We start from the raw sequence: 24,892 nt of genomic DNA, 5'->3' as shown, positions 1-24,892 counted from the left end.
TATCATTGTAGTGGTCCATTCACTCATTTATCTTAGAGAGAATATCCACCCTTACTTTCAACATTTCTCATAAGGGATACAATACAAAGATCTCTAGGAAACGGTGATGTTTATCCCAATACTATCACGATATTTCCGTAACCTCCACGTTATATCTTTATGCTAAAGATGATTTGATCTATTTAGTTTTTTATCAAACACTTTTTATCCGCTTGGCTCATTCTTTTTATGAATAGGGTAGAAAATGATTTTTTCACTTTTAAATAAGGGATAAAAAATATTATTTATATTCAATAGCCTTAATGCTATGCCTATGAAAATATGAAGTGTTTTTTCTGTAGAATAAAAATACAAAACCTTAGTTTATTGTGCTGGTAAGCCACAAACACACCTCTTTTATTATTTAAAAATGCAGAGTACGTTTCTTAACTGTTTGTTGTTTTCATTTTTAAGAGCAAGATTGTATGGGGTACTTATACCTTTTTATACCATTATATGATATAGTTATACAGTCATCATGAAGGGCAATCCCTGCATTTTTAAAACGGGTAGGAAAATTACAGGGTATCACTTTCTCTACACGGGTAATTTGTTCTTTTCGGTTAATGCTTGTTGGAGAATCTAAAAATTTTTCTACGTATTCAAACATTGAATCACTAAACTCTGCTTCAAGTTTTATGAGGAAAACGTTTTTTTTATAAATCAAAGAATAACTTGTTTGACTGCTTAGCAAACTTCCATATAGGGATTTTTTTACCTAAAAAGATTGAAGCATTCACAAAAGACAAGTATTTTTTGGTAACACTTTAAAATAGCTAATTATGCAGATTCAATTTTTCATTCCATTAAATATTTCAAAACGATCCCTTATCCTATTCTGCCGATGTAACGGGTTTTATCTTACTCTAAAACATTTTTATATATTCTTTTGATATTTCCTCTTTTTCGCGATATTCTAAGTCTCCAGAGTTTTTATTGAGGTATGACTGATAAAGTTCATCGTACAGATTCAGATCGTTCACTTTTGTATATCCAAATGATATTAATACAGCAAAAAAAAGTATCAATAGAGAAGATAAAACAATAAATATTATGATACGTTTCATGAGTGATTTAACTCCTTATCTTCGCTAAATAGACCGATATTGAATACGGCTATTATGACGGTTGATATCACTTAATTTAGTTATATCGACAGGATATAGGGTATTTTTGTTGGCATTGTGTTTTAGGTTGTATTGATCAATATTATGTATTTTTAATTGTATTTCATTTTATAGGCATTATGGCTTTTAAAGCCGTTATATTTGCGATTTTTTGTTATTAAGAGGGCACATTTTTATGCCTATAAAGGGGATTTAAGAAAACAAACAGGCTTCCACAAAAAGCTTTCATTGAAAGTGCTGTCCATAAAATTGGAAAGAGGAGCTTAAAGGTTTATTTTTCAAAAAATTCATGAATATTTGTTTGTTAATGAATCATTTTTCAAGAAAGCTTTTTTCAATTCAAAGTGCAAAAGAGAGTGATAAGGATATTAATAAAATAGGTTAGAATTATTCAGTATTAAGATGCAATAAATGGCGTTTATATTTCTCTTATTAAACAATTTTATAAGATCGTAAATTTTAAATAATAGGAAAATAAATTTATTTGTTTTCTTTAGGCAATTATTCGTAGATAAAAATTCTCTTTTAATCTATAAATTAAAAAAATAATAACTTTTTAAAAGCCTTGTAAGCTTTATACCTTAAATATTATGCATTGATTTTAATTATGCATATTATTCATCATAAATCATGACCATAGTGGGTGTAGGCTGGGCGTAGACAATGACATTTAATTTTTTCATCAATTTATTTCTATTTATTATTTTTTTATTGTGGGTTGCCCAAAGTAAGAGAATGCAATGGAGTCTTTCACTCCGTGTTATGCTAGGGCTTATCCTTGGCTTGATTTTTGGAAGTATTTTACAGTTTTTTTATGGAGAGGGTGAAGCCACTTTATTGAAGTCCATTGAATGGTTTAACATTGTTGGTGAAGGCTATATCTTATTATTACAAATGATTGTTATGCCATTGGTTTTTGTCTCTATTGTCTCAGCAGTTGCTCATTTACATTCTGTTTATGCTATTGGCAAAATGAGTATAATGACCATTTCAATATTGCTCTTTACCACGGCTCTTTCAGCGTTGGTTGGTGTTTTGGTTGTTAATGCTTTTGGATTAACAGCAAGTAGTTTGGTACATGAAGGGCAAACTGTTTCTGCTGTTCTTGGGGATCGTATTTCTCAACTTGGAGATATGAATATACCAAAAATGATTTTGTCCTTTATTCCTAAAAATCCCTTTGCTGAGTTAAGTGGAGCCAAGCGTACATCAATTATCAGTGTTGTCATTTTTGCATCATTTTTAGGGGCAGCAGTTCTTCTTTTAAAGAAAGATGAGCCAGAAAAAGGAGAAAAAGCGCTTTTATTTATTCAAGTGGCACAAGCCTGGATTATGCGGTTAGTTCGTATTGTGATTGCTTTGACGCCTTATGGTATTTTTGCACTTATGACGAAAGTAGGAGCAACTTCGCATATTGCAGATATTTTAAATTTACTCGTTTTTATCATTGCTTCTTATGTCGGTATTATCCTTATGTTTGGAATTCATGGTGTATTGCTTGGCATTTCTGGGGTTAATCCTTTTCATTTTTTCAAAAAAGTTTTACCAGTTTTAACATTTGCTTTTAGCAGTCGTTCAAGTGCTGCAAGTATTCCTTTGAATATTGAAGCGCAAACACAGTGGATAGGCGTACCGCAATCCATTGCGAGTTTTGCAGCTTCTTTTGGGGCAACAATTGGACAAAATGGGTGTGCTGGTCTTTATCCAGCGATGCTTGCGACCATGATTGCACCATCTGTAGGGATTAATCCTCTTGATCCTACTTGGATTGCTACGCTTGTTGGGATTGTAACGTTGAGTTCTATTGGTGTTGCTGGTGTGGGCGGTGGGGCTATTTTTGCTGCATTAATTGTTTTACCAATGATGGGACTTCCTGTTACTCTGGTCGCTGTACTTATCTCTATTGAGCCGCTGATTGATATGGGACGTACCGCCCTAAACGTGAGTGATTCAATGATAGCTGGAACGATTACCAGTCAAATGTTACGGACAACGGATAAAAGCATTTTTAAGAAATGATTTTGGACTATGTTTTTTGGGGTTGTAAAACATCCATCAGAGATATTTGTGCAGAACCAGGTTGTAGGGGTTTTTGTTGATTGGGATGTGGAGCCCAACCAGAGAGCCAGATGAAAGAAAAATGTGCACGAATACGTCCATCTGGATCGCTAAATTTTTGTGCATAAATTTCAGCAGCACGGAGAAAAAAGCGTTTAGATACAGGACGTCGTGAGCGCTTGATAAGCGCATTTTGCATTCCCATCGCTTTAAGATCATGCATAAGGTCAAACATTGTATTATAACGAATTGTAATCTCTTCAACGTCTGCTACGGGTAGAGCAAAGCCAACGCGCTGTAAAAGAGCTCCTGCATCACGGATGTCGGCAAAAGGGTAGATCCTAGGGCTTGCTCCACCATAGATTTCAATTTCAGCTTGTAGAAGACATTCACGTAATTCTTTGAGTGTACCTGCTCCGGCCATAACAGCCAGAAATAAGCCATCTGGTTTAAGGATGTTTTTTATTTGGCTTAGAACACCAGGGGTATCATTGGTCAAGTGTAATGAAAGAAGTGAAACAATAAGATCGCAGTAATTTTGAGGCAAATCAAGAAATTCTCGATGACGTAAATGAAACTTTTTATCATGGCTTTGATAAAGTGTATCAGTCTCAATACGTTCTATAGAACAAACCTTTCCAGATTTCATGAGAGCTTGCGTGGCAAGATCTGTATGGCTGTGTAAATCGAGCGCTAATGTGAAGAGGCGATCAACGGTGCTAAGACGTTTATAAAGATCTTCTGCCATGAGAGAGAGTAAAAAGTCGTATCCTTTTTTTGCTTTTTCAAAGGCGCGTTTGCGGAATTGTTCAATGCGGTTATGATCAAAAATTAAAGGATGCGGCATATTGTTGAATACTTTCGATTTATGAAAGAATGCATTTTGAAAAGGTTCATGTTTGTACGAGTTCTGTCAAGTTTATAATGTGAAAGAAAAACAAGTTTATAGGAAGTTAAGAGTTTTTAAAGAAATTAAATTTATAAATTGAGGAAATACAAAGGAACTTTTGTTCTACGGGGAACTTGTAAAAGCCTAAATTTATAATGTTTTACTTTCGAGAAGCGGCTTTAAATAGCGGGGATATACTTAGTCAATTCATTGAGCGCTTTAAAGCGATGCTTTATCCACCAATTTGTCCTGGATGTAAGCAAAACGTTTCTACTTATGGCACGATTTGCTCTGAATGTTGGAAAGACCTTCAATTTATCACGAAACCTTATTGTCCTGTTATGGGGACTCCTTTTGTTTGTGATATGGGGGATGGTTTTCTCAGTGGTGAAGCATTGCGTAATTCTTATCCTTTTTCACGTGTTCGCTCAGTCATTGTTCATAAAGGACTAGCACGCACTTTAGTAACGCGCTTAAAATACGGTGATCATATAGAATTGGCATCTTTTATGGCCAATTGGATGGTGTCTGCTGGACGTGAGGTTATTGATGAGTGTGATGTTATTATTCCCATTCCATTGCATTTCCGTCGTTTTTGGGAGAGACGTTATAATCAATCTGCTGAGCTTGCACGTTATATTGCAGCATCACAAAAAAAACTTTTAAAACCGGGGTGGCTTGTTCGTTGTCGGCATACGCGTCCGCAGGTTAGTCTTTCTTCGAGAGAAAGAACACTTAACGTAAAAAATGCTTTTAAGGTTTCGCATAAAGTTAAAAAATATCTTAAAGGATCTTCTGTTTTACTGATTGATGATGTATTTACAACGGGTGCAACAGTTACAGCAGCGGCTGCTGCATTAAAATATGCAGGTGCGCGACAGGTTGATGTGCTAACATTTTCGCGTGTCCTTAAAGAAGATTCTATTTTTCCTTCTTCTTAATGGGAACTTAAAGCAGATATTATTAAAAAAATACTTGGAGGATAATACTTATGAAAGAGATCATCATTTATACACGCCCTAGTTGTCCTTATTGCACAAAAGCACGTGATTTGCTGGACAAAAAGGGTGTAAAATATAAAGATATTGATGCTTCCACATCCCTTCGTCAAGAAATGGTACAGCGCGCAAATGGACGTAATACGTTTCCACAGATTTTTATAGGTGATTATCACGTTGGTGGGTGTGATGATCTTTATGCTTTAGAAGCTGATGGAAAACTCGATTCTTTATTGCAAGACCTATAATCGTTGTAAACGATATACCCTTAAGACCGTTTTGCGAGAAGGAGATAGTTAACATCCATGTCTTTTGAGCGATTCCAGCTGTCGTTTAATGGATTATAAGTAATACCTATCTCATCAATGACAGTCAGAGCGTTTTTTGATAAGAAGTCTTTAAGTTCTCGAGGTTTTAGGAATTTTTTATAATCATGGGTTCCTTTAGGGAGCCAGCGAAGGATATATTCAGCGCCCACGATAGCAAGTCCCCATGCTTTCCACGTGCGGTTGAGTGTTGCGACAAACATCAACCCTTGTGGTTTCAGCATTTTTGCTGTCGCTTTTATGAAGAGATTAACGTCAGCGACATGTTCAACAACTTCCATATTCAAGATGATATCAAATTTTTCTCCTTCATCGGCGAGTGCTTCCGCCGTCGTCGTGCGATAATCAATTGAAAGATTACTTTGGGCAGCATGGACTTTTGCGACTTCAATATTCGTTTGTGCGGCATCAACGCCCACAACCATAGCGCCAAGACGTGCCATTGGTTCACATAACAAGCCTCCCCCACAGCCAATATCAAGAATTTTCAAATTGTCAAAAGGCATCAGTGAAGCAGGATCACGATTAAATTCTAAACAGATTTTTTCTCTGATGTAAGCAAGACGCGTTGGATTAAATTGGTGAAGGGGTCGAAATTTCCCTTGTGGATTCCACCATTCTGTAGCGATACGTGAAAAGTGATCAATTTCATTTTGGTCAACAGTTGTTCGTGTTTCATCGATCATGTTGCCTTCCTTTTATTTTTAATGATCAAGTTCAAGAGATTTTATACAAAGTCAAGAGAAATTAATATAATCATAATGAAACTTGCACAAATGATAGATATTCGCTATGTCGAGAAAATGGTTAATTGATAGAGCATGTTATTCTCATTATCGTTTGAGATAAGAGATGTAAAGGTAGATGTAAAGGTAAGAGTGTTATTAATGGCGCGCATTGTCATGAAATTTGGTGGAACGTCTGTAGCAAACATTGAATGTATTCATAATGTTGCAAGGCATGTCAAAAGAGAGGTTGATGCAGGCAATGAGGTTGCTGTTGTTGTCTCTGCGATGGCGGGTAAAACCAATGAGCTTGTTCAGTGGACGTGTGATGCTTCGCCCATCCATAGAGATGCTCGTGAATATGATGTTGTGGTTGCTTCTGGTGAACAGGTTACTTCAGGTTTGCTGGCTTTAACACTTCAGGCAATGGGGATCAATGCACGTTCATGGCTTGGTTGGCAGATTCCTATTCATACAGACAATGCGCATGGTCGTGCGCGCATTACTGATATTGATGGATCTTTTTTAATAAAGTGTTTTAAGGAAGGACAGGTTGCCGTTATTTCTGGTTTTCAGGGGTTAGCTCCAGATAGTCGGATTTCTACCTTAGGGCGTGGAGGGTCCGATACAAGTGCTGTTGCTATAGCAGCAGCTGTACAAGCTGATCGCTGTGATATTTATACGGATGTGGATGGTGTTTATACAACGGATCCACGTATAGAACCGAAAGCGCGCCGTTTACCAAAGGTAGCTTTTGAAGAAATGCTAGAGATGGCTTCTCTTGGGGCAAAAGTTTTACAGGTTCGTTCTGTTGAATTAGCAATGGTTCATAAGGTTCGTACCTTTGTGCGTTCAAGTTTTGAGGATCCCGATGCCTTAGGTATGGGGGATCCAATGAACTCTTCTGGAACACTTATTTGCGATGAGGATGAAATTGTGGAACAACAAAATGTTACTGGTATTGCTTTTGCTAAGGATGAAGCACAAATTTCGCTGCGTCGACTTGCTGATCGTCCAGGGATTTCAGCAGCAATTTTTGGTCCGTTGGCTGAAGAGTGCATTAATGTTGATATGATTGTACAAAATATTTCTGAAGATGGCTCAAAAACGGATATGACTTTTACTGTACCATCAGCAGATGTAGAAAAAGCCGTTGCTCTTCTTGAAAAAAATCGCAAAGAAATTGGATTTGATGTGCTCCAATTTGAAAGTGATCTTGCCAAAATATCTGTGATTGGCATTGGAATGCGTAGCCATGCAGGTGTTGCGGCGACAGCTTTTAAGGCTTTGGCTGAAAAGGGGATTAATATTCAAGCAATCACCACTTCCGAGATAAAGATTTCTGTTTTGATTGATAGCGCTTATACTGAACTTGCGGTGAGAACATTACATGCTGTTTATGGATTGGATAAGAGTTAAGTATTTTTAAATGCTCAATTTCAAGAACATAAAGTTTTAATATGTATGAGTGATTTGCTTTATAAGCATAACGCGCACTTATTAATGTAAATAAGAATAGTTAATACAGTGAAATTTTTTCATTGAAGATTTTCTTATGATGAAGCAAAAGACTGTTTTCTTGCATATAAAAATACGATTGGCATTAGGAATGAAAACTATTTAAGAAACAACATAAAATTGTTTAGTGATAAGATAAAGAGGAAGGAGAATTGTTTACAACAGGTGTTTTGGAAGAGTAGAAGAACGCACCATGTATCTGTTATGAAAGGGGGATTTATACTTCAGAGTCAACATCATAGAGCTTACAGAATTTGCTTTTTAGTTGGCTAAAAATTAAAAATGTTATCCTAGCAGTAAATAATTTATAAAAATTTCAAGCTCTCACGCTGAAGGGGAGAATGTTCTTGATATCATACCTCTGATTTCAAGAGATAAAGTGCCTTATTTCTAGACAAGAAGATTTTAGATGTAAAATGACGTAAATTATATGAATGGAGAGAAAGTGTATCTTAAGAAAGATATTTATAATTCCATGTGGTCTTCGAAGCAATATGCTGGTTCTTTTGTTGCTCTATGCAGATTTGATGGGAGTGGAAAGACCACTCAAGTACAAGAGATTTCTCGCCATTATTCACAAGAAAAACATATCATACAAACTTTTCAACCCAGTCATTGGTATAGAAATAATCAAGAGGTTAGAGATTATTTAGAGAGTGGAAAATCAATTGATCCATTGCTTTTAGCGCTTTTTGCCGCGACAGATAGACGAAAACATACGCTTGAAATTATCGAGCCCTCTTTAACTTCATCGCAAAATTTATTAATTAGCGATCGATATGTTTATTCTAGTCTTGCCTATTTCTACGCTCGAGGACTCTCTCTTGAAAGTGTGATTAAATTGAATCAATCTATTCCAAGACCTCATATCACATTTTATCTTCATTTGCCGCCTGCTGCTATTATCGAACGATTGCAAAAAAGGGATGGTCCAGTTTTAAAATACGAAGAAAAACTCTCATTTATTGAAAAAGTTTATGAAGTCTATCAACTTTTATCAGAAATAGACGAACGATTTATTGTCATTGATGRAACCGCCTCTATTTCTTCAATTCATAATCAAATACGATACTATATCGACAAGGCTTGTTTTGACTATGAATAAAATACACCCATTTATGAATATTATTGAAAAATTTATCTATGCTCTATTCTCTTTTATGACTTAGTTTAGATTTTACATCGAGAGTTTTAAAGGTCTGATCACAATAATTTAAGAATTTTGGAAAAATATTATATATCTTAGTATTTTAATAAAACGACAGGTGATCATTAAACTGCAACGGATTGTTTTGAAAAGTTTGGAAGAAGAGAGCTCTTCAAAAAGATTATCAATTGTCTTTTGTGATAATGATATTTTCATTCTCTTGAGATACTCATATGACGAATAAGAACGACCCGTAGAGATATGCACAAATATATTTGAGTAGAGGAATAAGCTAAAGACGGAGGCAATAATAGCAACTCTTTTTGAGGTTTAATATTCTTATCTCTGATAAATGAGGAAAAAAACAGTTCTTAACGTCTTTATGGGGATTTTCAAATTGTTTCTTTAACCAGAAAGAACATAAGATAAAAATACCTTAATAAACAGTATTCCCATTTCAAGGACTGTCGGTAAAATCTTGGTTATGTTAAAAGATCAGCCCAACAAAGCAAATGATTGTTTGGTTTTATTTGGAACTATGAGAAATTTCTTTGTTGCGCTTAATATAAATAAATCCATATCCAAGACCGATAAGAGCAGATAAACCAGAACCACAAAGCACCCCAATTTTGGCAGCATCAAGAAGGATAATATCCTTAAAAGCAAGCATTGAAACAAAGATAGACATTGTAAAGCCAATTCCTGCTAAGAATCCAATGAGTAAAATGCCGGCCCATGTCATTTGAGGAGGAAGGCGGCATAGTCCTGATTTCACGGCTAAATAACTGGCAGTGATAATGCCAAGGGGCTTACCAACGAAAAGACCAATGACAACACCAAGAACAATTAAGAATGATTTGCCAGAAGAAAGGTCAAAGTTTGCAAAACTAACACCAGCATTTGCAAAGGCAAAAATGGGCATGATACCGTACGCAACCCACGGATGTAATGCTTTTTGAACACGTGTTACGGGAGCAATCATGGCCCTTTGCCCTTTACGCATTTTTTTCAATGCAGTTGAAATATGATGGAGATCTGTTTTTGTGTTTTTTTCTTGGAGAATTTGCATAGCGTTGCTAAGCATGGTGAGTGGCGCTACAAGAGTGCGTGTAGGAAAAACGGGCGTCATCATACCTAAGATTACACCAGCAAGTGAGGGATGAACGCCTGTTACCATCAACCCCCACCAGATGATTGCACCAGGTAAAATGTAAAGCCATGCTGATGCAAACCCGATCCATTGAAAAAAGAGTACCAGAGCAATACCTCCCCCTGCAATCAATAGACCACTAGGATCAATGTTTGTTGAGTAGAAAAAAGCAATAATAAGAACAGCGATAATATCATCAATAATCGCTAATGAGAGAAGAATGACATGAAGATTAGAAGGAATTTTTTTTCCAAGAAGCGCCAGAATACCAAGAGCAAAGGCAATATCTGTTGCTGTTGGCACAGCCCAACCATGGATATGTCCCTCGTTAAAGTTGAAGATGAAATAAATAATCGCAGGGGCACAAACGCCCCCTATTGCAGCAACAATTGGTAAAATTGCTTGTTTAAAATCAGCAAGAGCACCTTCATGAATTTCACGTCGAATTTCCATTCCTGCGACGAGAAAGAAAATAGTCATCAGAGCATCATTAACCCAGAAATGTAAATCCCATGAAAGCGTAAAATGACCCAAATTAAAACCAAGAGGTGTATGCCAAAAAGATTCATAGACAGCAGAATATTGAGAATTGGCAAAAATGAGTGCAGAAGCAGCAGCTAATAAAAGGATAATGCCACTAAGAGCTTCAATATGGAGAAAACGCTCGATAGCAGAAAGCGCTTGATTGGTGAGACGAGAAGCGCGATTAGGCAAGCGATTTGAAGATAAATCAGACATGAACAACTCCAACTATCGACAATTTTATGATTCTATATTTTCTGTGTAAGTGACACTATAATGATGTTTTCTGTATCATATAAAAGCAAAAAGAGGAATAAAGTTCTTGATTTATAGACAAGATCATCATGTTGAAAGCCCAAAATGTTTAAGGTAATGCTTCATTTTTAATAGCGAGGTCTACTTTGCTTAACACCTTGGATAGATCATTTTGTAGAGCGGATTCGAGATCAACCATTGTGAGCCCTTTATTATCTTTTGCTTTAATTTTAACGATCAATGTTTTGGGATTTTTAGCAAATTCACCTAGAGATTTTGAAATTTTTTCTGCTTCGTCATGATTTTTGAGCAGTATTTTGGGGGTTTGCGTCATCATTAAATAGAAATCGTCATAGAGCTCTTTTTTAAGATCATGTTGGTTGTCATTAAGGTTTTTCGCAAGATAAGAAAAAAGCTTATCAATGAAACCTGCATCTCCATATCGTATATCAATTTCATTGATGCCAAGATTTTGAGAAGCAACAATCATGACATTTTGTTGACCAGAAAAAAGCTTTTCATCAACATCAATAACCTTAGCCGATATATTCCCAGATCCAACATCTTTCATATTGAAAGACATTGTATCAAGAAAGAGCATGCGTTTTTTTTCATCGTAAGAAATATCAAGCTTTCCTGAAAAATCGATTTGTTCAAACCCCATCTGTTTAAAGAGTTCTAAGTCTTTTTCATTCATTTTTTTGGGTAAAACCGAAAGGTTATTGAAAGAAAGAAAAAGTTTTTTGGGGATAGGGTATTTCCACAAGCTTGGTTTAAATTGGAATGATTCGAGAGTTGCTTTCAATGATGGAATATCAACGGTGACATTATCAATTTTGGCATCTGCTGAGGTAATGGCGAGCAGTATGTTGAGAAGGAGACCATTTTGTGCTATTTTTTCTGCGGCTTTATTCTTCTCTTTTCTTGCATTAAGATAAGCTTTGACCAATTTTTCAGGCGTTTGTTCAAGCGGTTTCATCTTTAGACCGGATGTTTTAAATTGGGCGAGAGAGAAAGAGCTATTTTTTTCTGCTTCTTCAAAGATATCGATACTTATATTGTTCAGAGAAATAGGGCCAGTAACGGTTTTTCCTTGACTGAGAGCATTATTTTTTCCGAAAATTATAGAATAGGCATAATTGATGTCGATATCTTGAGCTTTTATTGTATCACTTTTAGCCATCAGCTGCATCTGTTTATCACCATTGACAGCAACCGTTTTGAGATCCATATTTTTGATACTAACGGAACGAATATGCCCTTTTTTAAAATCAAAAAGCTGAAAATTCTTGACTTCAACTGTTTCTGCTTGTTTATTTTTATTTTCTATAGAAAGTTGTATATTGGGAGCACTCATTGAAGCAAGTTCAATACGCATCATTGATTGTAAAAGACGTGATGTAATTGTTCTATCTTTGTCTTTTAAGGATACACTTTTAAGAGAAATTTGGGGGATTCTTACATGAATGTTGTTATGCTTTAAATCCACATTATAAAATGTAAAAGCTCCAGGAATAAAAGAAAGAGGAGGACGGGCAGAAATGGCACCAATTTTAAGTGATGTACCAGCTGACACGGGGAGTGTAACATTCTTCAAATTAACTTTACCTAGAATACTGACTTCAGCTGTTTCTGCTTTTATGGCACGACGGGCTATCTCTTGTTTGACAAAACTGTCAAGATAGGGTTTTGCGATATAAAATCCACCAACAGCTATAATTGCTAGGATAGCAATAAATCCAATAATGCAAGTGAGCCAATATTTTAGGTGACTTTGATACCCACTATTAAGCTTGACCATTCTTTTTTCTTCCATTTTTATCACTCTTTGAATTGAGAGTGAAGATAAACTCTTTTAAGCAACGACAAAGGTTAAAATATAGCGTGTACCAGTTTCAACAGTCATTTCCCCTTTATATTAGAGTTATTCTCATCTTTTTTGCAATATCGCTTTATCAACTTTTATTGATTTTCTTTGGATACAACACATTATAGAAAAACATGCATAATGAAGGAAAGGTAAATTTATGCGCATCACATTTTTTATCACTTTAAATTATCATAAAATATTCTTATGTCTGCTTTTATCTTGCTGCTGTTTATAGGAATATTTAAAACATATAAAGATATGTTTTTGTTCGTGATAATTTGATGGGGAGAGGTGAGTGTTATGACAGAAAATCAAATAATGGCCTTTTCGATCATTGGTCTCATGATGGTTATTTTTATTTGGGATCGATTTCGTTATGATCTTGTCGCTATTTGTACATTATTAATAGCGTGTGTTCTTGGTCTTGTCAGTCCAAAGGAGGCTTTTAGCGGTTTTAGTAATGATATTGTTATTATCGTGGGAAGTGTATTTGTTGTCAGTACAGCTGTATCACGCTCTGGTATAATGGAATTCATTATTCAGCGGATATGGCCAGATGTGAAATCTGTACGCCTTCAATTAGCTTTTTTGGTTCTTTCTGTTGTCGTGTTATCAATGTTTGTTAAAAATATTGGTGCTTTGGCAATTATGCTTCCGATCGCTTTTCAATTTGCTCGTCGTTCTCAGGTTTCTCCTTCTGTCTTTTTGATGCCCATGGCTTTTGGTTCTTTGTTGGGGGGGCTTATGACACAGATAGGAACATCTCCCAATGTTGTTATTTCAGCGATGCAAGAGCGTTTAGCAGGAACACCTTTTACCATGTTTGATTTTACACCAGTTGGTGCGGTTATTGCGACAGTTGGTGTTTTATATTTGGTCTTTTTTTATTGGCTTTTGCCTGTGCGTGTGCGTTCGGGTGGATCATTTGATGATGCCATTGATATTCGTAATTATGTTGCAGAAGTACATATTCCCATAAATTCACCGATTGTGGGGAAAAGTATCGTTGATTTAGTTAAGCCATCAAGCGGTGATGTTATGGTGATTCAAATCATTAGAAACAAAGTATCTATTTCGCCACTACCAGATTTTGTTTTGTCTGAAAACGATATTGTTTTGCTAGAAGGATCGCATACAGGAATAGATAGTGTGATGAATTCTGCTCGTTTAGAGTTTTCTAAGGAGAAAACGCTTGCTACAGGGGACAAGGACAGTGACATTGATATTATTGAAGCAGTCATTACGCATAACTCGCCTCTTATTGGCATTAGTGCGAAAGAGTTTTCCCTATTTGATCACTATAACGTTAATTTGCTTGCGTTAAGTCGTCAACATGAAAGGGTACGGGGAAGACTTAAAGATATTATTTTTCATCTTGGAGATGTGATTGTTTTACAAGGACAGGATGCGGTTATTCCAAATTTACTAAGGGAATTGAAATGTTTGCCTCTAGCAAAACGAAATATTGTGTTTGGAAATTTACGACATGGTTTTGTATCTTTAGCCATTTTATTTGTAGCCATTATTTTTACAGCTTTTCATATTGTTCCAGTGGCTTTTTCTTTCTTTTCTGCTGCCGCTGCAATGGTTATCTTTCGTGTTTTGCCCGCGCGTGATTTGTATCAGGCATTAGATGGCCCGATATTAGTCCTCTTAGCCGCTCTTATTCCAGTGAGTGAAGCGTTAGAGAGAACGGGATGTACGGATCTCATTGGTCAATGGCTGAGCCAACTGGCAATATTTTTCCCGCCATCTGGTGCTTTAGCACTGATGTTGGTGACAGCCATGTTGGTCACGCCATTTTTGAATAATGCAGCAACGGTTATGATGGTTGCACCCATCGCGTCAAGTTTTGCTCATTCTCTTCATTATAAGCCTGAAGCTTTTTTGATGGCCGTTGCAATTGGTGCGGGTTGTGAATTCCTTACACCTATTGGACATCAAAGCAATATGCTTGTGATGGCGCCGGGAGGATATCGTTTTAGTGATTATCCACGTTTGGGGGCTCCATTGGCGGTATTGATCGTTATTGTTGCTGTTCCCATGCTTATGTGGGTTTGGCCATTACAATAGGATATTTTTAGAAGCTTTAAGTATTGATTACAAAAGGTTGTTAATCTTATGAAGATTAAGTTGAAGGGATATACTTTGTCTAAAAAAATTTACTTAAAGCCTGTGGGGAAAGAGAAGTTTAGCTGTCGTTTTTTGTAAAGAGTTTGCATGTTTAATGCCATTCTACAACTGAAGATAAGGACCCTGTTGTTTTTAAGGGCTTTAAAAGATTGTCTTTGGTATACATTCATGAGGAAAGAATGGTTTTAACAAGCATACATGATATTAAGATCGTGATCTTTTTTATAAATTCAAGTTATATAAAAATTGTTATGTCAAGAAAAAGGATATTTGCATCGTTTTTAATCGTTCCAGTTGCAAAAGCCACATCGATTAGGATACATGTTGCTTTGAAATGAATAAACAGAGAGGCTTAAAGATTTTTCGTAAATGAGGGCTACCATCTTTGTTCATTTATGCGTAAAAGTGTAGAAAGTAAATTTTTTTACAAGGTATGTTATATGTCGTATGATAGTTTTATTGCTGAAGTTAATGCAGAGTTTCGTCAGGAAAAGGCGCTTGCTTTTTGGAGACGTTATGGCTTTTCAATGATTGGGGCCGCTCTTCTTTTCATTCTTATGATAATTATTTATCAAATTTATCATCATGCGCAAATAAAGAAAGCCAGCTATGTTGGTGATGCATTTGTAAAGAGTCTTGATCTTGCGGATACACGTCATTTTGATAAGGCGATAAAGCAATTGGGGAATGTTAAAGACTCTCATTTTGGAGGATATCCTTTTCTCGCCCGTTTGCGGGAGGCGTCTCTACTCATGGAGCAAGGTGATCTTATCAAGTCGGTGGAGATCTTTGATTCTGTTGCAGCGGATGAGAAAGCGCCCCAAATTTTGCGGAAAGTTGCAAAAATTCGAGCAGCCTATATTTTAGTTGATACAGGAACCTTGGATGATGTCAAAAAGCGCGTCAAAGACATGGCAAGTGATATTGATCCTATGCGTATGTCTGCACGAGAGGCTTTGGGCTTAGCTGCCTATAAAGCGGAGAAGATTGATGAGGCCGTTGACTATTTTCAGAAAATTTCTGCAGAAGGTGCGCTAGGATCAAACGTAACAGGTAGGGCTCGAATGATGCTTGAGCTTATGCAAGCTGAAGGCAAGGCAAATAAGGAATAAATCGATGAGCCTCACCATTGCTATCGTTGGTCGTCCCAATGTTGGGAAATCAACACTTTTTAATCGTTTGGTTGGGAAAAAGTTGGCTTTGGTTGATGATAAACCCGGTGTAACACGTGATCGGCGTATTCATGCGGCAAAACTTCAAGATCTACGTTTTGATGTGATTGATACGGCTGGGTTGGAAGAAGCAGGAGATCATACCCTTGAGGGGCGTATGCGTTCTCAGACAAAAGCTGCGATTGATGAGGCAGATCTTATTTTATTCGTATTTGATGCAAAGAGTGGAATAACACCCAGTGATTTAAATTTTGCTTCACTGGTTCGCAAATCAGGAAAACCAATTGTACTCGTTGCTAATAAGTCTGAGTCAAAAGTGGCAACAGGGGGAGAGTATGAGGCGTGGTCATTAGGTTTGGGAGAGCCGTGCCCAATATCGGCTGAACATGGTTTGGGACTTAGTGATCTTCGGGATGCCATTATAGACGCTGTTGGGGCAGAGCGCGCTTTTAGTAACAACAAAGAAGAAGATATAGCGATACAACCTGCAACCGCTGGTGATGATGTAAACAATTTGGAAGAAGAGGGGCTTATTTACGATGAAAGTAAGCCTATTCGGATTGCCATTGCGGGGCGTCCCAATACAGGGAAATCCACTCTTATCAATAGTATGTTGAAGCAAGACCGGTTGTTAACAGGACCAGAAGCAGGATTAACACGCGATTCTATTTCTGTCGATTGGGAATGGCGTGGTCGCCATATTAAACTTTTTGATACAGCAGGTTTACGTCGAAAATCAAAAATTCAAGAAAAATTAGAAAAGCTATCTGTTGCAGATACTTTGCGTGCCATTCGTTTTGCAGAAGTGGTGGTCATTGTTTTTGATGCAACGATGCCTTTTGAAAAGCAGGATTTACAAATTGCTGATCTTGTGATTCGTGAAGGGCGTGTTCCAGTTATTGCTTTCAATAAATGGGACCTTATTGAAAATAGTCAGGTCACATTGATTGATTTGCATGAAAAATGTGCACGATTTCTTCCACAAGTGCGTGGTTTGAGAGCTATTCCTTTATCGGGACAATATGGTCAAGGAATTGATAAACTCATGGAAAATATCACGACTATGCACCGTGTATGGAATCGTCGCGTTTCTACGTCTAAATTGAACCAATGGCTTGAAACTGTTGTGGCACATCATCCACCACCTGCGGTTTCAGGGCGTCGCCTTAAGGTTAAATATATCACACAGGTGAAAACACGTCCTCCTGGATTTATGATTTCTTGCTCGCGTCCTAAAGTCATGCCTCAGTCGTATTTGCGTTATCTTGTCAATGGATTACGTGAATCATTTGATATGTCTGGTGTACCAGTGCGTCTATCGTTACGAGCTTCTGATAATCCTTTTGCAACACGCTCTCAAAAGAAATGATACCTTTTTAGTTTAAAGTGAATGAAATCTACAGAACCTTAAAAATAAACCTTTTCATGATTTATAGCGTTCTAAATATTGGAAATGAAATGATAACTTGAACAAGCAAATTTCTTCTTTTTCATAAAAAGCAATTTTTTCAATCATCTTTAAGCACATAGCACCCCTTTTTGTGATATACAAAAACAGTTTTGATTACTTCACTATAAATATACAAGAGTATCTTATCAGAGTTCTTATTTTAAGACGAAAAATTATACATTATCTTTTTTTATATTGAATCAAGAACATCGAAAATCGTAAGATTCTTTAATATTTCAAACATGTTCATATTGAATTAATTAAAATAATGTCCTTGCCATCATAAGCAGGTTTAATGTGTGAGTAAAAACGCTTGAAGAAAGGAGATACCTTTTATGCTTTTTTCAAGACGAGAGCTGTTACAATATTGGAGTTAATAAAGTGTATAATGGTGCCAGCTTATCTCTTCATAAGCATAAAGATGGTGAACTTAAGAGTTTTATATTATTCACGGAAGTTTTTATGTATTTGGGGGTGATGTTGTGAAATCGGTTTAGGGATTTTAAGAAATATCTTTTTAACACAGCATGCGAATTGAAAAATACGTTATTTGAGCGATAAAATTTATACGATAATTTGTGATAGATTTCTTTTAGTGTCTTGACGAATAAATTCCGGAACAATATGATGCACACGGTTTTATGAGATGTATTTTTACTTTGCTTTTTGATGAAGGAGCCAATGATGGCGATGGGCGAAGAACCCGTTGTAAGCCGCAAAGAGTCTGAAGAGAAAAAGCAAAGGGAATGTTTTCATTCAGAGGATTTGGAATGTCGTAGTAAGAACTTAAGCGTAGCTTTAGGGCGCAAACAAGCGTTAAGAAGGCAGGAGCATAAGGATAGGCGGAAAAAGTCACAAGGAAGGATGGCGGATGCAATTAAGCTTTCCAGTGAGTTTCTAGCAAGTGTTATCGTTGGTATTATTTTGGGAGTGGGGTTTGATAAGTTAGCAGGTTCATGGCCGTGGGGATTGGTGTTCTTTCTCTTTCTTGGATTTGCTGCTGGTGTATTGAGTATTCTTCGGTCTGTGGGATATGTTTCCTCCAGTCAATTAGGGCAAAAAGGCGTATTGCGCCAAGATGAACAAAATAAAGGGGACCATGAGAGGTCCGATAAATGAGGTTAAAGTGACAGGGCACGCTCCAGATCCTATTCATCAGTTTGAGGTTTCACGGCTGATTAAGATTTCCATAGGAAATATGGATTTATCATTTACAAATGTATCATTATTTACAGTCGTTACGGTTGTTATAACCTCCGTTTTTCTCTTTATTTCATCATCAAGTCGTGGATTAGTTCCAACGCGGATGCAGTCTCTTTCAGAAATGGCCTATGAATTTGTAGCGTCGACTCTGCGGGAATCGTCTGGTGTGCAGGGAATGCAGTTTTTCCCTTTAGTTTTTTCTCTGTTTACTTTTATTTTGGTTGCTAACTTTATTGGTCTTTTCCCCTATTTTTATACGGTGACCTCTCAGATCATGATCACGTTTTCGTTGGCAATGGTGGTTATTTTAACGGTGGTTGGTTATGGCTTTTATAAGCATGGGGTCCGTTTTTTGAAACTGTTCGTTCCCAGTGGGGTTCCTGTCGTAGTTTTGCCTCTCGTGACAATGATTGAGATTATTTCTTTTCTCTCCCGCCCCATCAGTCTTTCTCTTCGTCTTTTTGCGAATATGCTTGCTGGTCATATTACGCTCAAAGTGTTTGCAGGATTTGTTGTTTCGATGATTGGGGCAGGAATCGTAGGCATTGGTGGTTCGGTTTTGCCTCTTATGATGACTGTGGCAATTACAGCTCTTGAGTTTTTGGTTGCATTTCTTCAGGCTTACGTCTTTACAGTTTTAACGTGTATGTATCTTAATGATGCAATTCATCCAGGACATTAATAGAATTGGCGGTTTCCCGTCGAATAGTGCAATTTCGCTTTAAAGGAGAATAATATGGAAATAGTGCTTGCAGCAAAATATATTGGTGCTGGTCTTGCTTGCTTTGGTATGGCTGGAACAGCTTTAGGGCTTGGTAATATTTTTGGGAGCTATCTTTCTGGTGCATTACGTAATCCATCAGCAGCAGATAGCCAGTTTGGACGTCTCGTCTTTGGTTTTGCTGTGACAGAAGCTTTGGGTATTTTTTCATTGCTCATTGCTTTATTACTTCTTTTTGGGGTTTAATCATCATCAAAAGGGTATGTTTGTTCTCGCTATGAGGAAAGATTTACCCTTTTAGCTCTCAATTAAGAAATTCGTTGATAAATTTGAGGGCGATGACTTTATCGTTATTTGGCAGGAAAATCCGAGTGTATAAAAGGTATAAGCGGGTATAAATGTTCGTTAGTTATCATCGCTTATAGAGGGCTTAAGCTATTTAAAGGATGAAAGAAGATGTTTGTTTCCAGCGCTTATGCACAGAACACTGAAACGTCGATAGAACATATCAAGAAAGTGGCAGAGCATGTAAATCGTGTGTTTCCACCTTTTGATTTTGTTCATTTTAGTTCGCATTTTTTCTGGTTGGCAATTTCTTTCGGACTTTTTTATCTGTTTATCTCTCGTGTGATTGCGCCGCGTATTGGTGGTGTTATTGAAACACGTCGAGATCGAATTGCATCTGATTTAGATCAAGCAATGCGCATGAAGCAGGAAGCAGACGCTGTTGTTGAAACTTATGAGCGGGAATTAGCAGAAGCACGTTTGAAAGCGCATACGATAGCACAAGCAGCGGGTGAAAAATTAAAAGAAAAGGCTGAGCTTGAACGGAAGGAAATTGAAGAGCGTTTAGAGAAAAAACTTGCAGATGCTGAAAAACAGATAGCAAAAATTCGGGATAAAGCGATGCAAAGTGTTGGCTCTATCGCTGAAGAAGTCGCTCTTGAGGTTGTGAAAAAATTGATTGATGTTGATATCAGCAGAGAGGTTGTTCGTTCAGTTGTTAAGACTGCGGATTATTGAGGAAGACAAAGATGAGTGATACCTTTTGGGCTTTTGTTGGATTAGTTCTTTTTTTGGCTCTTTTAGTCTATTTCCAAATTCCACAGAAGATTATACACCATCTTGATGCACGCGCAAAGCGTATCAAGGATGAGTTGGATGAGGCTCTGCGTCTCCGTGAAGAGGCACAGGAGATATTAGCTGAATATCAACGCAAACACGCGGAAGCGGAAAAAGATGCGCAAGAAATTATTGCAGCAGCAAAGCATGAGGTTGAATCTGTGATTGCTGAGGCGCGTACAAAAGCAGAAGAATATGTAAAAAATCGCAATAAATTGGCAGAGCAAAAAATCGCTCAGGCAGAAGCGGATGCAATACGCATGGTTTCTTCATCGGCGATCGATTTGGCAATTTCTACGGCACGTATTCTTATTGCAAAGGAATTAGATTCTAATGGGGCAGATGAACTCGTTAAAGAAGCTCTTTCGAGAGAATCATTGAGCAAAATGAAAACACATCTTAATTAATGGCATTTTAGAGATAAAAAACTGCTTCTTTAGGTGCATAATTTTTTTCAATATTGAAGGTTTTAATCTATTACGTTGTGATGCTAATTGGTTATGCATTGAGTTTAGAGAGCCGTATTATCTGGCTTAGATTCGTTTTTTGATTTTATTCATGAAGATTGTAATGAGGCGTGTCATTGTCTTTATTTTATGAAGAAATAGGTGGGCACTGTTACTGGGGTCTCAGTTAAGATATTGTGACGATTTTTGTATTGAGCAACTGCTTTTATGTTTAGCGGTTTTATAGAAAACACAGTGCTCATTTTTCAAGAAATCTTTTTATCTGTATGTTAATTTCTCTTATCTATCGCCATCATCTGAAGACGGTTATTATTCATGATAAGAGAATTTAAAGTCAGAGATTTTTATTCTATATTCTCATTGAATACGGGAAAGCGATAAGTTGGTCATTATAAATCAATAATTTTTCATTTTACGACGACATCTGTGAAAAATAGCACTTCCCTGTAAAGTATATAAAATCTACAGAGCGTGACCATCTTTCTGTCTAATAAAAGTTCAGATCGATAGAGCCTATATTACTTGGCCAATTCTTCTAATTTTACAATAGCACTTGGCACCGTTCATGAGGAGCGCCTTTACTCTTTTCCTCAATATGTTCACTCACTAACTCGATTTGTGGTATTCAGAGGACTGCTTTTAATTGTTGTAATAAGAGAGAGGAGAGTTGTGGTGAGAAAAACTTACGATATTAAAGTGTCATTGACGACATTTAAAGTTAGATCAAATCTCACGGTAGAGCTCCTTATAATGTCTTGAAATATTCATCAATAAAAGCCATAAAAAAGTTATCTTTATTATTTTTATCAGTTAATAGGACATTTTAATTTTAAAGGACAAGTTTTGAAAAGTCTGCAACTGTTTGTGTAATCGTGTGAGTGCGTTTGAGAAGAGCAAGGCGGTTAGCACGAACATCGAGATTTTTATCGTTCACCAATACCTTTTCAAAAAATAGATCAATCAATTTTCCAAGTGGCGCTAGAATACCGAATGAAAATGATAAATTTGTTGCATTAATGGGCGCAAGAACCTTTTTTTCTACTTCACAGATTGCATGATAGAGCTGCTGTTCTTCTTTCTCAATAAAGAGCTCAGGATTAATTTCATTCGCTATTGTTGGATTTTTTTGACATTCGTTTTCAAGAATATTGGCCGTACGTTTCACCGAGGCTACAAAGCTCATTCCATCACAGGTATTGATAAAAGCGATAAGAGATTCGACATGACGTGCAACCAATAAAAAATCATCAGAATCTTTGTTTAAAACGGCTTCAAGGGCATCGTAGCGAGCTCCTTCCTCTTTTAGATGAATTTTTAAACGGTCATGAAAAAAGAATAACAGATCTGATAAAATAACCTCTGTGTTTTCTAGAAGAGGATTCTGCAATTGTGGATTTTCTCTTTGAGAGGTTTCATATTTATTTTTTTGTTCTACGAAAAGATTTGTTGCCAACTGAAACAGTGGCATAAGATTGATTTTCCAGTCTCGCGAAAGCACAAGTCTAATAATTCCTAAGGCTGCTCGTCTTAACGCATAGGGATCTTTCGATCCGGTTGGTTTTTCATTAATGAGCCAAAAGCCAACCAGCATGTCAATTTTGTCAGCAAGCATAATGGTTATAGCAAGTGGTTCTTGCGGAAGGCGATCCGTTGGACCTTGAGGTTTATAATGCTCTTCAATTGCTACAGCTACGCGAGGATCTTCCCCTTGAAGAAGGGCGTATTTTTGCCCCATAACCCCTTGTAGTTCAGGAAACTCTCCGACAATTTCTGTTTGCAAATCAGCTTTTGCAAGGATTGCTGCACGTTTTGCTAAGAAAGGATCTGCTTGCATTAAAGGTGCAATTTTTTGTGCGAGTGTAGCGATGCGTTCTACTCTTGCACCTTGCGTGCCTAATTTAGCGTGAAAAGTTACATTCAAATGATCAAGTCGCGCCATTCTTTGATCGAGAGGTTTCTTTATATCAAGATCAAATTTTTTTATAGAAGCTTCCAATTGCTGAATATCGGGCAAATCACGCTGATCTGTTTGCCAAAAATAGAGTGCATCAGAAAGACGGGCACGGACAACCTTACTATTTCCTTTCGAAATTTCTTTGCCTTCATCATTTGCAAGAATATTAGAAACAAGAATAAAATGATGAGAAAGTTTTACTTTTTCTCCTTGTTTGCGAGTGACAAAACATTTTTGATTGGCTCGAATGGTCAAGCGAATAATTTCTGGAGGAATATCAAGGAATGATTTTTCAAAATCACCCATAAGGGTAACAGGCCATTCAACAAGACCAGCGACCTCTTCTAGGAGTGCATCATCTTGAACAAGTTCTAAACCGTTTGCAAAGCAAAGATTTTGGGCATCCGCTAAAATAATATTCTTTCGTCTTTCAGCATCCAGAATGACTTTATGGGTTTCAAGTTGCGTTACATAATCATCAAAGCGGCGCACTTGAAATGGTTTTCCGTCACTTAAGAAACGATGACCATAAGTGAGATTGTTACTTTCAAGAGAACCAATTGTAAACGGAACAACATGTGTTTCACCAATTTCTGGTCCGAAGATGCAAAGAATATTTTGTAAAGGTCGAATCCACTTTAGAGCACCACTTTTTGCTGAATCTTTTCCCCAACGCATAGATTTTGTCCACGGAAAGTTGCGGATAATATCTGGTAAAATATCGGCAATAATTTCTTCTGCAGCACGGCCTTTTTTTACAATTTTAGCAATATAAAAATCACCTTTTTTATCATCATGTCTAATATGTGCTTCAGAAATATCGTTGAGACCCGTTGCACGTAGAAAACCATCAATGGCATGCTGTGGAGATTTTGTACTGGGTCCTTTTCGTTCCTCATGGATATCTTTTGAGCGGATAGAAAGTCCGCGTATATCCAATGTTAGTCGACGTGGTGTCCAATATTCACGAGCAGCTTTATAGGTCAATCCAGCATTCACAAGTTGATCTGTAACAGCTTTTTTAAGGTCAGCAGCAGCTTTTCGTTGCATACGTGCAGGGATTTCTTCACTGAAAAGTTCAAGAAGAAGATCAGACATTAGGCTTCTCCAGTATATATTTGTCCAGCTTCTGTGAGTAAGAAGGCTTCCCCACAACGGCGCGCGAGATCACGAACGCGAAGAATATAATTTTGTCGTTCAGTTACAGAAATAACGCCACGTGCTTGCAAAAGATTAAAGATATGGCTCGCTTTAATACATTGGTCATAGGCAGGAAAAACACAGTGATGGAATGTTTTTTCTTTATTGGGTTTTCCAGCATCAAGAAGTGCGTTGCATTCGCGTTCGGCATCAATAAAATGCTGGTGGAGCAATTTTGTATCAGCAAATTCGAAATTATAATACGAATATTCCTGTTCTGCCTGTAGAAAAATATCTCTATAACTTATCTTGTTTTCATCCTCCAAGCCATTAAAGTTAAGATCATAGACATTATCAACCCCTTGGATATACATCGCTAGACGCTCAAGACCATATGTGAGCTCTCCTGAAACAGGAGCACACTCAATGCCGCAAACTTGTTGAAAATAAGTGAATTGAGAGATTTCCATTCCATCGCACCAACATTCCCATCCAAGTCCCCAAGCGCCAAGGGTTGGGCTTTCCCAGTCATCTTCAACAAAACGAATATCATGCAGTCTTGTATCAAGCCCGATAGCTTGTAGCGACTTTATATAAAGTTCTTGTAGATTGGGCGGAGAAGGTTTGAGAAGCACTTGAAATTGATAATAATGTTGTAAACGATTTGGATTCTTACCATATCGGCCATCTGTTGGACGCCGAGAGGGTTGGACATAGGCAACTTTCCAAGGCCGTGGACCTAGAGAGCGTAGCGTTGTTGCTGGATGAAAAGTTCCAGCTCCGACTTCCATATCGTAAGGTTGCAAAATCGCACATCCATAGTGGGCCCAATAATTTTGCAAAGTTAAGATTAGTCCTTGAAAAGAACGTTTGGGGTTAAGATACTCAGGTAGTTTCACGCTTTAT

General features: G+C 37.1%; 19 protein-coding genes. 13 read left to right on the top strand and 6 right to left on the bottom strand.

All coding sequences use genetic code 11. The features are described 5' to 3' along the window. Positions 1 to 1,829 precede the first annotated feature (1,829 nt). Positions 1,830 to 3,185, top strand: a complete 1,356-nt coding sequence (locus tag CER18_RS03300) for an L-cystine transporter (protein ID WP_100128680.1) — start codon at positions 1,830 to 1,832, stop codon at positions 3,183 to 3,185. Positions 3,186 to 3,192: 7 nt separating this feature from the next. Here the strand turns inward: CER18_RS03300 and CER18_RS03295 are convergent, their stop codons facing one another. After that, entirely contained in the window at positions 3,193 to 4,071 is an 879-nt protein-coding gene (locus CER18_RS03295) for a methyltransferase domain-containing protein (protein ID WP_100128679.1), read from the bottom strand. A gap of 197 nt (positions 4,072 to 4,268) precedes the next feature. Here CER18_RS03295 and CER18_RS03290 point away from each other — a divergent pair, with 197 nt between their 5' ends. Both CER18_RS03290 and grxC read left to right on the top strand, forming a co-directional pair. Next, a complete protein-coding gene (locus CER18_RS03290; protein WP_100128678.1) occupies positions 4,269 to 5,054 on the top strand; it encodes a ComF family protein in 786 nt (261 codons plus the stop codon). Positions 5,055 to 5,104: 50 nt separating this feature from the next. Continuing rightward, on the top strand, positions 5,105 to 5,359 hold the full coding sequence (grxC, locus tag CER18_RS03285) for a glutaredoxin 3 (RefSeq protein ID WP_100128677.1): 255 nt from the start codon (positions 5,105 to 5,107) through the stop codon (positions 5,357 to 5,359). Between the two features lie 20 nt (positions 5,360 to 5,379). Here the strand turns inward: grxC and ubiG are convergent, their stop codons facing one another. Then, entirely contained in the window at positions 5,380 to 6,123 is a 744-nt protein-coding gene (ubiG, locus tag CER18_RS03280; protein WP_100128676.1) for a bifunctional 2-polyprenyl-6-hydroxyphenol methylase/3-demethylubiquinol 3-O-methyltransferase UbiG, read from the bottom strand. A gap of 201 nt (positions 6,124 to 6,324) precedes the next feature. Between ubiG and CER18_RS03275 the strand changes: the two genes are divergently transcribed. Together CER18_RS03275 and tmk are read left to right on the top strand one after the other, a co-directional pair. Beyond that, positions 6,325 to 7,581, top strand: a complete 1,257-nt coding sequence (locus tag CER18_RS03275) for an aspartate kinase (RefSeq protein WP_100128675.1) — start codon at positions 6,325 to 6,327, stop codon at positions 7,579 to 7,581. 544 nt (positions 7,582 to 8,125) lie between these two features. Continuing rightward, complete coding sequence (tmk, locus tag CER18_RS03270) at positions 8,126 to 8,785, top strand: dTMP kinase (RefSeq protein WP_143242706.1); 660 nt, start codon at positions 8,126 to 8,128, stop codon at positions 8,783 to 8,785. A 568-nt stretch (positions 8,786 to 9,353) separates the two neighbouring features. Here tmk and nhaA read toward each other — a convergent pair. After that, positions 9,354 to 10,715, bottom strand: coding sequence for a Na+/H+ antiporter NhaA (nhaA, locus tag CER18_RS03265; RefSeq protein WP_100128673.1), 1,362 nt, complete (start codon positions 10,713 to 10,715; stop codon positions 9,354 to 9,356). A gap of 148 nt (positions 10,716 to 10,863) precedes the next feature. After that, positions 10,864 to 12,570, bottom strand: a complete 1,707-nt coding sequence (locus CER18_RS03260) for a hypothetical protein (protein ID WP_100128672.1) — start codon at positions 12,568 to 12,570, stop codon at positions 10,864 to 10,866. Between the two features lie 354 nt (positions 12,571 to 12,924). On the opposite strand from CER18_RS03260, the gene CER18_RS03255 reads away from it, so the two are divergent. From CER18_RS03255 to CER18_RS03220, 8 genes are all read left to right on the top strand, one after another. Next, a complete protein-coding gene (locus CER18_RS03255) occupies positions 12,925 to 14,697 on the top strand; it encodes an SLC13 family permease (protein WP_100128671.1) in 1,773 nt (590 codons plus the stop codon). Positions 14,698 to 15,197: 500 nt separating this feature from the next. After that, on the top strand, positions 15,198 to 15,869 hold the full coding sequence (locus CER18_RS03250; protein ID WP_100128719.1) for a tetratricopeptide repeat protein: 672 nt from the start codon (positions 15,198 to 15,200) through the stop codon (positions 15,867 to 15,869). 4 nt (positions 15,870 to 15,873) lie between these two features. Further along, positions 15,874 to 17,298 carry a ribosome biogenesis GTPase Der gene (gene der, locus CER18_RS03245; RefSeq protein ID WP_100128670.1) on the top strand — a complete coding sequence of 475 codons (1,425 nt, stop codon included), beginning with the start codon at positions 15,874 to 15,876 and terminating at the stop codon, positions 17,296 to 17,298. A gap of 765 nt (positions 17,299 to 18,063) precedes the next feature. Continuing rightward, positions 18,064 to 18,498, top strand: coding sequence for an AtpZ/AtpI family protein (locus CER18_RS03240; RefSeq protein ID WP_100128669.1), 435 nt, complete (start codon positions 18,064 to 18,066; stop codon positions 18,496 to 18,498). Positions 18,499 to 18,505: 7 nt separating this feature from the next. Further along, positions 18,506 to 19,264: a F0F1 ATP synthase subunit A gene (locus CER18_RS03235; RefSeq protein WP_100128718.1), complete on the top strand. Its 759-nt coding sequence runs from the start codon at positions 18,506 to 18,508 to the stop codon at positions 19,262 to 19,264. A 54-nt stretch (positions 19,265 to 19,318) separates the two neighbouring features. Next, entirely contained in the window at positions 19,319 to 19,549 is a 231-nt protein-coding gene (locus CER18_RS03230; RefSeq protein ID WP_012231167.1) for a F0F1 ATP synthase subunit C, read from the top strand. A 210-nt stretch (positions 19,550 to 19,759) separates the two neighbouring features. Beyond that, positions 19,760 to 20,326 (top strand): F0F1 ATP synthase subunit B, encoded by a 567-nt coding sequence (locus CER18_RS03225; RefSeq protein ID WP_100128668.1) that lies wholly within the window; start codon positions 19,760 to 19,762, stop codon positions 20,324 to 20,326. 11 nt (positions 20,327 to 20,337) lie between these two features. Next, positions 20,338 to 20,832 (top strand): F0F1 ATP synthase subunit B, encoded by a 495-nt coding sequence (locus tag CER18_RS03220; protein WP_100128667.1) that lies wholly within the window; start codon positions 20,338 to 20,340, stop codon positions 20,830 to 20,832. Between the two features lie 889 nt (positions 20,833 to 21,721). Here CER18_RS03220 and glyS read toward each other — a convergent pair. Together glyS and CER18_RS03210 are read right to left on the bottom strand one after the other, a co-directional pair. Beyond that, the gene (gene glyS / locus CER18_RS03215; RefSeq protein ID WP_100128666.1) at positions 21,722 to 23,944 is read right to left on the bottom strand and encodes a glycine--tRNA ligase subunit beta; all 2,223 of its coding nucleotides are present in this window, start codon (positions 23,942 to 23,944) and stop codon (positions 21,722 to 21,724) included. Continuing rightward, entirely contained in the window at positions 23,944 to 24,885 is a 942-nt protein-coding gene (locus tag CER18_RS03210; protein WP_100128665.1) for a glycine--tRNA ligase subunit alpha, read from the bottom strand. The genes glyS and CER18_RS03210 overlap by 1 nt, the downstream gene beginning before the upstream one ends. Positions 24,886 to 24,892 lie beyond the last annotated feature (7 nt).

It is taken from the genome of Bartonella tribocorum (assembly GCF_002777915.1).
GTDB classification, from domain to species: domain Bacteria; phylum Pseudomonadota; class Alphaproteobacteria; order Rhizobiales; family Rhizobiaceae; genus Bartonella; species Bartonella tribocorum_A.
The sequence above is the reverse complement of the archived record's forward strand: the minus strand, read 5'-3'. Positions and strand labels throughout refer to the sequence as shown.